Annotated in this window: 11 protein-coding genes; 5 read left to right on the forward strand and 6 right to left on the reverse strand. The window is 73.2% G+C overall.

Annotation, left to right across the window (positions count from 1 at the left end):
• Positions 1–22: 22 nt before the first annotated feature.
• Positions 23–1,264 (forward strand): HRDC domain-containing protein, encoded by a 1,242-nt coding sequence (locus tag AB0H71_RS27310; protein WP_357026474.1) that lies wholly within the window; start codon positions 23–25, stop codon positions 1,262–1,264.
• A 5-nt stretch (positions 1,265–1,269) separates the two neighbouring features.
• Here AB0H71_RS27310 and dxs read toward each other — a convergent pair whose 3' ends face one another.
• Positions 1,270–3,168, reverse strand: coding sequence for a 1-deoxy-D-xylulose-5-phosphate synthase (gene dxs / locus AB0H71_RS27315; protein WP_357026476.1), 1,899 nt, complete (start codon positions 3,166–3,168; stop codon positions 1,270–1,272).
• Positions 3,169–3,367: 199 nt separating this feature from the next.
• Between dxs and AB0H71_RS27320 the strand changes: the two genes are divergently transcribed.
• Entirely contained in the window at positions 3,368–4,069 is a 702-nt protein-coding gene (locus AB0H71_RS27320) for an SIMPL domain-containing protein (protein WP_357026478.1), read from the forward strand.
• Between the two features lie 30 nt (positions 4,070–4,099).
• On the opposite strand, the gene AB0H71_RS27325 is transcribed toward AB0H71_RS27320, so the two are convergent.
• Together AB0H71_RS27325 and AB0H71_RS27330 are read right to left on the reverse strand one after the other, a co-directional pair.
• On the reverse strand, positions 4,100–5,362 hold the full coding sequence (locus AB0H71_RS27325) for a TRAM domain-containing protein (RefSeq protein WP_357026480.1): 1,263 nt from the start codon (positions 5,360–5,362) through the stop codon (positions 4,100–4,102).
• Complete coding sequence (locus AB0H71_RS27330; RefSeq protein WP_357026482.1) at positions 5,359–7,347, reverse strand: APC family permease; 1,989 nt, start codon at positions 7,345–7,347, stop codon at positions 5,359–5,361. Before AB0H71_RS27330 ends, AB0H71_RS27325 begins: the two co-directional genes overlap by 4 nt.
• 194 nt (positions 7,348–7,541) lie before the next feature.
• Here AB0H71_RS27330 and AB0H71_RS27335 point away from each other — a divergent pair, with 194 nt between their 5' ends.
• Together AB0H71_RS27335 and AB0H71_RS27340 are read left to right on the forward strand one after the other, a co-directional pair.
• On the forward strand, positions 7,542–8,207 hold the full coding sequence (locus AB0H71_RS27335) for a TrkA family potassium uptake protein (RefSeq protein ID WP_357026484.1): 666 nt from the start codon (positions 7,542–7,544) through the stop codon (positions 8,205–8,207).
• A gap of 2 nt (positions 8,208–8,209) precedes the next feature.
• Positions 8,210–8,881, forward strand: coding sequence for a TrkA family potassium uptake protein (locus tag AB0H71_RS27340; RefSeq protein WP_233019483.1), 672 nt, complete (start codon positions 8,210–8,212; stop codon positions 8,879–8,881).
• A 16-nt stretch (positions 8,882–8,897) separates the two neighbouring features.
• Here AB0H71_RS27340 and shbA read toward each other — a convergent pair whose 3' ends face one another.
• The 3 genes from shbA to AB0H71_RS27355 form a co-directional block, all read right to left on the reverse strand.
• The gene (gene shbA / locus AB0H71_RS27345) at positions 8,898–9,563 is read right to left on the reverse strand and encodes an RNA polymerase sigma factor ShbA (RefSeq protein ID WP_357026486.1); all 666 of its coding nucleotides are present in this window, start codon (positions 9,561–9,563) and stop codon (positions 8,898–8,900) included.
• A gap of 124 nt (positions 9,564–9,687) precedes the next feature.
• The gene (locus tag AB0H71_RS27350; RefSeq protein WP_357026488.1) at positions 9,688–10,383 is read right to left on the reverse strand and encodes a DUF3159 domain-containing protein; all 696 of its coding nucleotides are present in this window, start codon (positions 10,381–10,383) and stop codon (positions 9,688–9,690) included.
• Between the two features lie 3 nt (positions 10,384–10,386).
• The gene (locus AB0H71_RS27355) at positions 10,387–10,764 is read right to left on the reverse strand and encodes an OB-fold nucleic acid binding domain-containing protein (protein WP_357026490.1); all 378 of its coding nucleotides are present in this window, start codon (positions 10,762–10,764) and stop codon (positions 10,387–10,389) included.
• A 123-nt stretch (positions 10,765–10,887) separates the two neighbouring features.
• Here AB0H71_RS27355 and AB0H71_RS27360 point away from each other — a divergent pair, with 123 nt between their 5' ends.
• The gene (locus AB0H71_RS27360) at positions 10,888–11,583 is read left to right on the forward strand and encodes an alpha/beta hydrolase (protein WP_357026492.1); all 696 of its coding nucleotides are present in this window, start codon (positions 10,888–10,890) and stop codon (positions 11,581–11,583) included.
• Positions 11,584–11,749: the final 166 nt, after the last annotated feature.

Here is an 11,749-nt window from a genome sequence, read left to right on the forward strand (position 1 = left end):
CCGCCACGTATTGTTCTGGGCTATGCCGGTAGCCGACGACAGCCCCGCGGAGCCTCTGCTCGCCCCCGCCGACGGCATGCCGCCCGTGCTCGGTACCCCCGCCGAGGTCGCGGCGGCGGCCGCCCGGCTCGCCGCGGGCAGCGGCCCGCTGGCCGTCGACGCCGAGCGCGCCTCCGGTTTCCGGTATTCCGCGCGGGCCTACCTGATCCAGTTGCGCCGGGCCGGGGCGGGCACGGTGCTGATCGACCCGATCCCGGTGACCGACGCGCTCGGGCCGCTCGCCGACGCGATCAACGGCCTGGAGTGGGTGCTGCACTCGGCGGACCAGGATCTGCCCGGCCTCGCCGACCTCGGGCTGCACCCGGACCGGCTCTTCGACACCGAATTGGGCGGGCGGCTGGCCGGTTTCGAGCGGGTCGGGCTGGCGGCCATGGTGGAGAACCTGCTCGGGCGGGTGCTGCGCAAGGGGCACGGGGCCGCCGACTGGTCCACCCGGCCGCTGCCCGAGGAGTGGCTGAACTACGCCGCGCTCGACGTGGAGCTGCTGCTGGAGCTGCGGGACGCGGTCGCGGTGGAGCTGGAGGCGCAGGGCAAGGGCGAGTTCGCCGCGCAGGAGTTCGAGCACGTCCGGCTGAGCAAGCCGGCGCCGCTGCGGCCGGATCGGTGGCGGCGCACCTCCGGCATCCACACGCTGCGGCGGGCCAGACAGCTGGCCATCGTCCGGGAGCTGTGGGTGACCAGGGACGAGCTGGCGCGCGGCCGGGATGTGGCGCCCTCGCGGATTCTGCCGGATTCGGCGATCGTCGCGGCGGCCGCCGCCGATCCGAAGACCATCGCGCAGCTGCGGACCCTGCCGGTGTTCGGGGGGCCGCGGCAGCGCCGGTACTCGCGGGAGTGGCTGGGGGCCGTGGACCGGGCCAGGGCGCTCGCCGACGGCGAGCTGCCGCCCACCGCGCAGCCGTACGACGGGCCGCCGCCGGTCAATCGGTGGGAGCGGCGGGATCCGGTCGCGGCGGCGCGGTTGACCCGGGCGCGGGCGGCCATGGCGGAGCTGTCCGAGGAGCACTCGATTCCGGTCGAGAACCTGCTGTCGCCGGAGCTGGTCCGGCGGCTGTGCTGGGACGGAATCTCGTCCTACGAGGAGTCCCCGTCCCTGCACGACGCGGTCGACGCCTTCCTGGCCGCCGGTGCGGCCCGTGCCTGGCAGCGCGAACTGGCCGTCCCCCGGCTGGTGGCCGCGCTCCCCGTGCCCGCCGCGGACTGACCGGGTCAGGTCGCGGAGAGCCAGCCGGTGATGCGGCGCGCGATGTCGGGGGCGGTGAGGCCGAGCTCGGCGTGCACCTGACCGCGGGAGGCGTGGTCCAGGAACTCCTGCGGGACGCCGATATCGCGGGTCGGCACGTCGAGGGCGGCGGTGCGGAGCCGGGCGGAGACGGTGGAGCCGATGCCGCCGTGCAGGCCACCGTCCTCCAGCGTCACGACCAGGCGGTAGTTCTCGGCCAGCTTCACGACGGTGTCGGAGACCGGAAGCACCCAGCGCGGGTCGACGACGGTCACCGACCACCCCTCGGCGTGCAGGAGTTCGGCCGCCTCCAGCGCGGTGCCCGCGAAGGCGCCGACAGCGAGCAGCAGGACGTCGCCGCGCGCGGTGCGGGCGGACCCGGCCTCCGGGTCGGCGAGCCGGAGCACGTCCAGCCCCTCCACCCGCTCGACGGCCGGGATATCATCACCCACACTGCCCTTGGGGAAGCGCAGCGCGGTCGGCCCGTCGGCGATGGCGAGCGCCTCGGCGAGCTCCTCGCGCAGCGTCGCGGCATCGCGCGGCGCCGCCACCCGGATGCCGGGGACGATGCCGAGCACGGAGAGATCCCACATGCCGTTGTGGCTGGCACCGTCGGTGCCGGTGATCCCGGCCCGGTCCAGCACCAGCGTCACCGGCTGCTTCAGCAGCGCGACATCCATGAGCAGCTGGTCGAAGGCCCGGTTCAGGAAGGTCGAGTAGATCGCCACCACCGGGTGCATCCCGCCGAGCGCCAGCCCGGCCGCCGAGGCCATGGCGTGCTGCTCGGCGATCCCGACGTCGAACATGCGGTCCGGGAAGCGCTCGCCGAAGGCGGCGAGCCCGGTCGGCCCCGGCATGGCCGCGGTGATCGCCACCACATCACTCCGCCGCTCGGCGTGCGCGATCAGCTCCTCGGAGAAGACCGAGGTCCAGCCCTGCGCCTTCGGGCCGCCGAGCGCCTCGCCGGTGAGCGGGTCGATCGGGTCGCAGGCGTGCATCTGATCGGCCAGGTGGTTCTCCGCGGGGGCGTACCCGCGGCCCTTCTGGGTGACCGCGTGCACCACCACCGGCCCGCCGAAGTCCTTGGCGCGGCGCAGCGCCGCCTCCATCGCCACCACGTCGTGGCCGTCCACCGGGCCCACGTACTTGAGGCCGAGATCGCCGAAGAGCTCCTGCGGGCTCACCGCGTCCTTGATGCCCGCCTTCACCGCGTGCACCATCGAGTAGGCCGAATCCCCCACCCGCGGAATGCTCTTGATCAGCCGCTTGCCCGCGTCCAGCGCGTGCTCGTAGGCGGGCTGGGTGCGCAGCGCGGTGAGCCGCTCGGCCAGGCCGCCGATGGTCGGCGCGTAGGAGCGGCCGTTGTCGTTCACCACGATCACCACCGGCCGGTCCTGCGCGCCGGCGATATTGTTCAGCGCCTCCCAGCACATGCCGCCGGTGAGCGCGCCGTCGCCGACCACCGCGACCACGTGCCGCTCCTGCCCGCTCAGCGCGAACGCCTTGGCCAGGCCGTCGGCGTAGGAGAGCGCGGCGGAGGCGTGCGAGGACTCCACCCAGTCGTGCGGGCTCTCGGCGCGGCTCGGGTACCCGGAGAGCCCGCCCTGCTTGCGCAGCGTCTCGAAGCCCGCCCTGCGGCCGGTCAGGATCTTGTGCACGTAGGCCTGGTGCCCGGTGTCGAAGATCAGCGGGTCGGACGGCGAGTCGAAGACCCGGTGCAGCGCGATGGTGAGCTCCACCACGCCGAGGTTCGGCCCGAGGTGGCCCCCGGTCGCCGCCACCTTCTCGACCAGGAACTCACGGATCTCGGCCGCGAGCTCGCGCAGCTGCGGCACCGTGAGCCCGCCGAGGTCTGCGGGCGTCTCGACCCGGGAAAGCACTCCCACCTGACTTCGCTCCCTCCGGACAACCCAGTGATTCGGAACAGTCTACGGACGCCGCCGTACGGGGCGAACCGGCGACCGCGGGGCGCGAACGGGGCTGGGCGCCGCGCGGTGCGTTTCGGTTCACGGTACCCGCTCACCGGCACCCGCCGCCGTGCCGTGAGAATCACAGCGACGGCGACCACGGCGAGGGGAGCGAGCAGTGAGCGGGAAGAAGCACGGCGGCGCGGGGACGATCACGGTGACCGGGCACGGCACCGCGCGCAGCGTGCCGGACGTCATGCGGGTGGACATCGCGGTGGAGACCCGCGCGGACACCGTGGCGGTGGCCTACGGCCGGGCGGGCGAGCGGATCGCGGCGGTCACCGCCGCGCTGCGCGGGCACGGGGTGCGCGCCGCCGATATCGGCACCAGCCGGCTCTCGGTGCGCACCGAGACCACCTGGCAGCAGGAGCGCGGCTCGCAGATCGTCGGCTACGTGGCGGACGCGGCGCTGGCGGTCTCGCTGCGCGAGCTCGGCGACGACGCCGACCCCGGCCCGGCCGCGATCATCGCGGCCGCGGTCGAGGCGGGTGGCGACGACGTCCGGCTCGGCGGGCTCACCTTCGGGCTCTCGGACCCGGAGGCGGCGCTGGTCACCGCCCGCGACGCGGCCTGGGAGAACGCGCTGGCCAAGGCGCGGCGCTACGCCGAGAAGGCCGGGCGCGCACTGGGTCCCGTGCGCGATATCGCGGAGGGCTCCGGCGGGGTCGCGCCGGTGCCGCAGCTGAAGATGGTCTCGGCGGCGGTCGGTGGGGCCGAGTCCGGTTCGGTGCCGGTGGAGCTGGGCGAGAGCGAGATCAGTGCCCACCTCCGGGTCACCTGGGAGCTGGCGGAGCCCAGGGCCCCACGCGACGCGGACTGACCCGGCGCCGACCGGCTCGGCGGGCGGCGCTCAGCGCTCCAGCAGGGCGAGGCACTCGACGTGGTGCGTGCCGGGGAAGGCGTCGACCGCGCGCAGCTCGGTGAGCTCGTACCCGGCCTCGCGGTACAGCCCGAGGTCGCGGGCGAAGGCGGCGGGGTCGCAGCCGATGTGCACGATCCGGGCCGGGCCCGCGGCGGTGAGCGGCGCGATCACGTCGCGGCCCGCGCCCGTTCGCGGCGGGTCGAGGACGACGACGTCGGGCCGCGGCGGCCGGGCGGCGAACCACTGCTCGACGCGCAGCACCTCCAGGTCGACCCAGGGCAGGTCGGCCAGCGCGGCCTGGCCTGCGGTGACGGCGCCGGACGCGGACTCCACCGCGTGCACCGCACCCCCCTCGCCCACCCGCTCGGCCAGCCGCGCCGCGAAGACCCCGGCCCCGCTGTACAGATCCCACGCCCGCTGCCCGGGCTCCAGCCCGGACCACTCGGCGACCCGGTCGGAGTAGAAACCGGGCGCATCGCGGTGCGCCTGCCAGAAGGCGGTGGCGGGCAGCTCCCAGCGCCGCTCCCCGACGAGCTGCACGGCCGTCCCGTCACCGTGCAGCAACCGGCTGGCGCGTGGCGCGTGCACGGCGCTCCGCCGGGCCGCGGCATCGCGCCGCGACTGCTCGGCCCGCCGTCTGCGCGGCACCGGCGCGGGCGGTGCGAGCTCGACCACGTGCCTGTTCCCCGTGGAGTCCACGGCGACGACCAGATCGGCCCCCGGGGTGAATCGCTCCTGCTCCAGCGAATCGACGGCACCCGCGACCGGCTGCGGGCAGCGCAGGTCGGGCACGACGGCCGAGCTCCGGTACCCGTGCACCCCGGCGCGCCCGGCGTCGTCGACCACCAGCCGGACCCTGGTCCGCCACCCCCCGGTCTCGTCCGGCGGCCCGAGCGGCTCCACGGTGATCTCCCGCTCGATCCGCGCGATCCGCCGCAACTGCTCGGCGACCACACTCGCCTTGAGCTGCCGCTGCAGCGCCGGAGCGGCGTGCGTGTAGTCGCAGCACCCGGCACCACCGGGCCCGGAGACCGGGCAGCCGGCCGGAACCCGCCCCGCGGCGGCCTCCACGATCTCGACCGCGTCGGCCCTGGCGAAGGAGCCGCCGCGATCCTCGGTCACCCTGGCCCGCACCAGCTCCCCGGGCAGCCCGTGCCGGACGAAGACCACCCGCCCCTCGTGCCTGCCGACGCAGAACCCGCCGTGCCCGGGTGCCCCGAGCCGCACCTCGAATTCGTCCCCGACGCTCACGGGCGGTCCTCGTAGCCGCGCCGCACCGCGCCCGGCGCGTTCACCACGCCCTGCTTCCTGGCCTTGGCCGAGGAGCTGAGCTGCCACGGCACGCTGGTCACCATGACGCCGGGCTCGAAGAGCAGCCTGCCCTTGAGCCGCAGCGCGGACTGGTTGTGCAGCACCTGCTCCCACCAGTGGCCGACCACGTACTCCGGGATGAAGACCGTCACCACGTCGCGCGGGGCGTCCTTGCGCACCCGCTTCACGTAGTCGAGCACCGGCTTGGTGATCTCCCGGTAGGGCGATTCGACCACCTTGAGCGGCACCGCCATATCGCTGCGCTCCCACTCGCGCACCAGCTTGCGGGTGTCGGCGTCGTCCACGTTCACGGTCACCGCCTCCAGCGTATCGGGCCGGGTGGCGCGGGCGAAGGCGAGCGCGCGGCGGGTGGGCAGGTGCAGCGTGGAGACCAGCACGATGGCGTGCGCGCGGCTGGGCAGCACCCCGTCCCATTCGGTCTCGGCGAGTTCGCGGGCGACCGAGTCGTAGTGCTTCCGGATCAGCTTCATCACCACGAAGATGGCGATCATGAGGCCGATGGCGATGTAGGCGCCGGCGAAGAACTTGGTGATCAGCACGATCACCAGCACGGCGCCGGTGGCGGAGAGGCCGATGGCGTTGATCACCCGGGAGCGCTTCATCCGCCTGCGGTGCTCGGGGTCGTTCTCGGTGCGCAGCAGCCGGGTCCAGTGCCGCAGCATGCCGGTCTGGCTGAGCACGAACGAGACGAAGACGCCGACGATGTAGAGCTGGATGAGCTTGGTGACCTCGGCCCCGAAGAGCACCACGAAGGCGATGGCGGCCCCGGAGAGGAAGAGGATGCCGTTGCTGAACGCCAGCCGGTCACCGCGGGTGTGCAGCTGCCTGGGCAGGTAGCGGTCCTGGGCGAGGATCGAGCCGAGCACCGGGAAGCCGTTGAAGGCGGTGTTCGCGGCGAGCACCAGGATCAGCGCGGTGACGATGGTGATGAAGAAGAAGCCGACCGGGAACCCGGCGAACACCGTCTCGGCGAGCTGGGCGATCAGCGTCTTCTGGTGGTAGCCGGCGGGCGCGCCGATCAGGTGCTCGGGGTTGTGCGCGTAGACCACGCCGATCCGCTCGGCCAGCAGGATGATGCCCATGAGCAGCACCACCGCGATGCTGCCGAGCAGCAGCAGCGTGGTCGCGGCATTGCGCGACTTGGGCTTCCGGAAGGCCGGGACGCCGTTGCTGATCGCCTCGACGCCGGTGAGCGCGGCGCAGCCGGAGGAGAAGGCGCGCGCGATCAGGAAGGCGAAGGCGATGCCGTAGAGGTGCTCCTCCTCGGCGTCCAGCCCGAACCCGGCCGACTCCGCGCGCAGGTCGTCGCCGAGCACGTACACCTGGAACAGCCCCCAGCCGAGCATGACGAACATGCCGGCGATGAAGGCGTAGGTCGGCACCGCGAAGGCCGTCCCCGACTCCCGGACCCCGCGCAGGTTCACCGCGGTGAGCAGCGCGATGGCGACCACCGCGAAGAGCACCTTGTGCGTGGCCACGAAGGGGATGGCGGAGCCGATATTGGAGGCGGCCGACGAGATCGAGACCGCGACGGTGAGCACGTAGTCGACCAGCAGCGCGCTGCCGACGGTGAGCCCGGCGTTCGGGCCCAGGTTGGTGGTGGCCACCTCGTAGTCGCCGCCGCCGGAGGGGTAGGCGTGCACGTTCTGCCGGTAGCTGGCGACCACGACCGTCATCACCGCGGCGACGGCCAGCCCGACCCAGGGCGCGTACAGGTACGCGGAGATCCCGGCGGCGGAGAGCACCAGGAAGATCTCCTCCGGCGCGTAGGCCACCGATGACATGGCGTCGGAGGCGAAGACCGGCAGCGCGATCCGCTTGGGGAGCAGGGTGTGACCGAGCGAATCACTGCGGAACGGCCTGCCCAGCAGCACGCGCTTGGCGGCCGTCGTCAACTTGGACACCGGAGGGAGCATAGAGTGCCATCCGGTCTGCCGCCCGCCCGACCGGGGCGTTTCCGAATGGAGGTGATCCCCGGTACGCCGGTGTTTGCCGGGGGGCCGCGCGGGGAAACGTGCCGGGAGGACAGTACGGGCGGTACGGTTCGGATGCCGGATCAGCCGCGGACCGGGCGCCACGGTTCAGGAACGAGGTTGTGGTGTACGTAGTGATCATGGGGTGCGGGCGGGTCGGCTCCTCGCTGGCGCGCGCGCTGATCCGGGTCGGGCACGAGGTCACGGTGATCGACCGCGATCCCAGCTCGTTCCTGCGCCTCGGCACCGACTTCCCCGGCAGGCAGGTGGTCGGCGTCGGCTTCGACCGGGATGTGCTGACCAGGGCCGGGATCGAGCGCGCCGACGCCTTCGCCGCCGTCTCCTCCGGCGACAACTCCAACATCATCTCGGCGCGGGTGGCGCGCGAGATGTTCGGCGTGGAGCGGGTCGTCGCCCGGATCTACGACGCCAAGCGCGCCGCCGTCTACGAGCGGCTCGGCATCCCGACCATCGCCACCGTCCCGTGGACCACCGACCGCTTCCTGCGCACCCTGATCGCCGACACCAGCACCACCACCTGGCGCGACCCCACCGGGACGGTGGCCGTCACCCAGCTGGCGCTGCACGAGGAGTGGTTCGGCCGCACCGTGCGCGACCTGGAGAGCGCCATCGGCGTGCGGGTGGCGTTCGTGCTGCGCTTCGGCCGCGGGCTGCTGCCGGACACCAAGACCATCGTGCAGGCCGACGACGTCGTCTACGTGGCGGTGCCGTCCGGCAGCGTCGGCGAGGCCGTCGCCATGGCCGCCAAGCCCCCCGCGAGCGAGGACTGAGTATGAAGGTCGCCATTGCCGGAGCCGGCGCCGTCGGCCGCTCCATCGCGCGCGAACTGCTGCGCGGCGGGCACCGGGTGATGCTGCTGGAGCGCGAGCTGTCGCACCTCGACGAGGAGGCCATCCCGGACGCCATCTGGGTGCACGCCGACGCCTGCGAGCTCTCCCTGCTGGAGGAGGCGGGGATGGAGACCTACGAGGTGGTCATCGCCGCGACCGGCGACGACAAGGTGAACCTGGTGCACAGCCTGCTGGCCAAGACCGAGTTCGGGGTGAGCCGGGTGGTGGCGCGGGTGAACGATCCGCGCAACGAGTGGCTCTTCGATTCGTCCTGGGGGGTGGATGTCGCCGTCTCCACCCCGCGGCTGCTGGCCTCGCTGGTCGAGGAGGCCGTCTCGGTGGGTGACCTGGTGCGGCTGATGACGCTGCGGCAGGGGCAGGCGAACCTGGTGGAGATCACGCTGCCGAACGACACCGCGCTGGCCGGCAAGCCGGTGCGCTCGCTGCGGCTGCCGCGCGACACCGCGCTGGTGACGATCCTGCGCGGGGGCCGGGTCATCGTGCCGCAGGCCGACGATCCCTTCGAGGGCGACGACGAGCTGCTGTTCGTGGCCTCGGTGGAGGCCGAGGAGGATCTCCGGGTCGCCCTCGCCGACCACGGCATCCGTCCCTGAGCCGGGGCCGGCCCGCTCAGGCGGCGGTCTGCAGCTCGGCGGTCGCCAGCTCCTTGCGCAGCTTGTTCAGCGCGCGGTGCTGCATGACCCGGACCACGCCGGGGCTGGTGCCGATCGCCTCGGCGGTCTCCGCCGCGCTCCAGCCGAGCACGATCCGCATGACCAGCACCTGGCGGTGCGCGGGGGCGAGCACCTTCATGAGCTCGCGGGTCTCGGTGCGGCGCTCGGAGGCCAGCGCCCACTCCTCCGGGCCCGCGGCCGAGCAGGCGGTGTCCGGCAGGTCGGCGGTCGGGTAGGCGGTCAGCTGGCCGCGGCGGAAGGCGTCGGCGACCTTGTTGGCGGCGATGCCGTAGACGAAGGCCAGGAAGGACTTGCCCTGGTCGCGGTAGCGCGGGACGGCGTTCACGGTGGCGATCAGGATCTCCTGCACCACATCGTCGGCGGTCACCTGCAGGTGGCCGCTGTTGCCGAGCCGGGCCAGACAGTAGCGGCGGACCAGCGGCTGCACGATGCGCAGGATGTCGGCGACGGCCCGCTGGTCGCCGGCGGCGGCGGGGCCGATCAGCGCGTCCAGCTCGGCCGCGATGCGGCGGCTCTCGGAGTTGACCGCGGTGGCGGCCTTGGCGGGACGGCTCGAAGAGGTCCGGGTGGAGTGAATCGCGGTGGTGTGCTCGGTGGCCATTGCTCCGAGGTCCTTTCTCGCCGTTTCGTATTCGGTGACGAGAAAATCGTCCGTCGGAACGGAGCTCGGAAACAGGTACCCCAGGGTGGGGAACACCCCCACCTCCCGGTGGTCCGGGCACCCCCTAGCGGGCGGCGTGCCGCCCGGTGGCCGCGGCGGACTTGACCGGGGCGTGCCCGGCCCGGCGCACCGCCCACACCGTGACCACCAGCGCGACCGCGGTGAGCGGCCAGCCCATCCCGATCCGGGCGACCGCGAGCCAGCCGGTCCGGTCGGTGTCGTACAGCTCGGACTGCACCAGGTAGCGGGCGCCGAAGACCAGCACCCAGGCCAGCGTGGCGAGGTCGTAGAGCCGGACGACGGCCGGGTTCTCCCGCCAGGCCGAGCCGTGGCCGTTCAGCACGCCCCAGATCACCCCGACCAGCGGCCGGCGCACCAGGATCGAGACCAGGAAGATCCCGGCGTAGACCAGGCTGGTGTAGATGCCGAACAGGAAGTAGCCCTTGGCCTCGCCCACCCGGTAGGCGATGAAGGCGCAGATGCCGACGCCGATGAAGCCGGAGATCGCGGGCTGGATCGGGCTGCGCCGCACCAGCCGCCAGACCAGGATCGCGGCGGCCACCCCGAGCGCCGCCCAGACCGCGGCGGTGAGCCCCCACAGCGTGTTCACCGGTACGAAGACCACGACCGGGAGGGTGGAGTAGATCAGGCCGCTGATGCCGCCGAGTTGTTCCAGGACGGTCTGTTCGGAGCGCTCCGCCCGCGTTTCGGGCTCGGCGGCGGGCTCGTCCCTGGTCCCGGTGTCGTCACTGGTCGGCATACGTCAGCTGTTCCCACGCAGTTCGTAGTAGGGGTTGAAGATCACCTTGCGGCCGTCGCGCTCGCCGACCCGGCCGCGGACCAGGATCTTGCGGCCCGGCTCGATGCCGGGGATCCGCTTGCGCCCGATCCACACCAGGGTGATGGCGTCGGTGCCGTCGAACAGCTCCGCCTCGATGGCCGCGCCCGCGGCCTTGGAGCAGGCTTCGACGCTGCGCAGCCTGCCGAGCATGGAGACCTCCTCGCCGCGGCGGCACTCGGAGGCGCGACACGCTCCCGAGGCATCCGCCGACTCGGCCAGCTCCTCGGCGTCCAGGTGGTCGATATCCGCGGTGAGCCGGCGGCCGAGGCGTCGGAAGTATCCCGAGGCAGCGGATGACATGGCACGCTCTCCTGGCATTCGCGGCGTGGGTCACACGCCGTCGTGGTGGTCCTCGCGCCGGCCGGTTCCGGCCGCACACCGCCACTGTAGAGGGCGGCGAGATGCCCCGCTACGCTCGGCCCGATGTTGTTCTCCCCCGAACCGGCCGTGGTGGTGGCCCTGCCCGGGACCGGCTCCGATTCGGCCTTCGCGCAGCGCGCCTTCGGTGCCGCCTGTGCCGCTCGTGACCTGCGGATTCTACCGGTGCAGCCGGATCCGGGTGCGGTCGTGGAGAGCTGCCTCGCGGCGCTGGATTCCGCCGCGGCGCAGTATGGGCGGGTGGTCGCGGCGGGGATCTCGCTCGGGGCGGCGATCGCGGTCGAGTGGGGGTGTGCGAATCCCGGGCTCGCGGCCGGGGTGGTCGCGGGGTTGCCCGCCTGGACCGGGGGGAGGGACGGTGAGTGTCCGGCGGCGCTGAGTGCGCGGGTCACCGCGGAGCTGGTGCGGGCCGAGGGGCTGGCGGAGACCATCGCGCGGATGCGGGCGAGCAGCCCCGCCTGGCTCGCCGAGACGCTGACCCGGTCCTGGCGCGGGTACGGGGCCGCGCTGCCCGACGTGCTGCTCGAAGCGGCGCGCTACCCGTGGCCCGCCGAGGCGCGGTTGCGGTCGCTCACCGTCCCGACCGTCGTGGTCGGGGCCGTCGACGACCCCGTCCACCCCTTCCCCGTCGCCGAGCAGTGGGCGGCGCTCATCCCCGGTGCGGTCCTGCACAAGATGACGCTCGCCGAATTCGGCGCCGACCCCGCCCTCCTCGGCCACCTCGCCCTGGGAACCCCCTGACCCCTACCGAGTAGATCGCCCGCTCCGCGCTCGACTGCTTCGCGCACCTGGGTCTCGGTGCGAGACGCCCGTCGAGCACGAAGCACGCGAGCTGCCCGAGCGGAGAGCGAGCGAGTCAGCCAAGCGCGGAGCGGGCGACATTGCCGAGCGCGAAGCGGGCGACACA

Source organism: Nocardia sp. NPDC050697 (assembly GCF_040654395.1).
Taxonomy (GTDB): domain Bacteria; phylum Actinomycetota; class Actinomycetes; order Mycobacteriales; family Mycobacteriaceae; genus Nocardia.

What these genes read in the sequence shown, in the direction of transcription:
- AB0H71_RS27310 (WP_357026474.1), top strand. Translation starts at nt 23, where the DNA reads ATGCCGGTAGCCGACGACAGCCCCGCGGAGCCTCTGCTCGCCCCCGCC.
- AB0H71_RS27340 (WP_233019483.1), top strand. Translation starts at nt 8,210, where the DNA reads ATGAAGGTCGCCATTGCCGGAGCCGGCGCCGTCGGCCGCTCCATCGCG.
- shbA (WP_357026486.1), bottom strand. Translation starts at nt 9,563, where the DNA reads ATGGCCACCGAGCACACCACCGCGATTCACTCCACCCGGACCTCTTCG.
- AB0H71_RS27350 (WP_357026488.1), bottom strand. Translation starts at nt 10,383, where the DNA reads ATGCCGACCAGTGACGACACCGGGACCAGGGACGAGCCCGCCGCCGAG.
- AB0H71_RS27355 (WP_357026490.1), bottom strand. Translation starts at nt 10,764, where the DNA reads ATGTCATCCGCTGCCTCGGGATACTTCCGACGCCTCGGCCGCCGGCTC.
- AB0H71_RS27360 (WP_357026492.1), top strand. Translation starts at nt 10,888, where the DNA reads ATGTTGTTCTCCCCCGAACCGGCCGTGGTGGTGGCCCTGCCCGGGACC.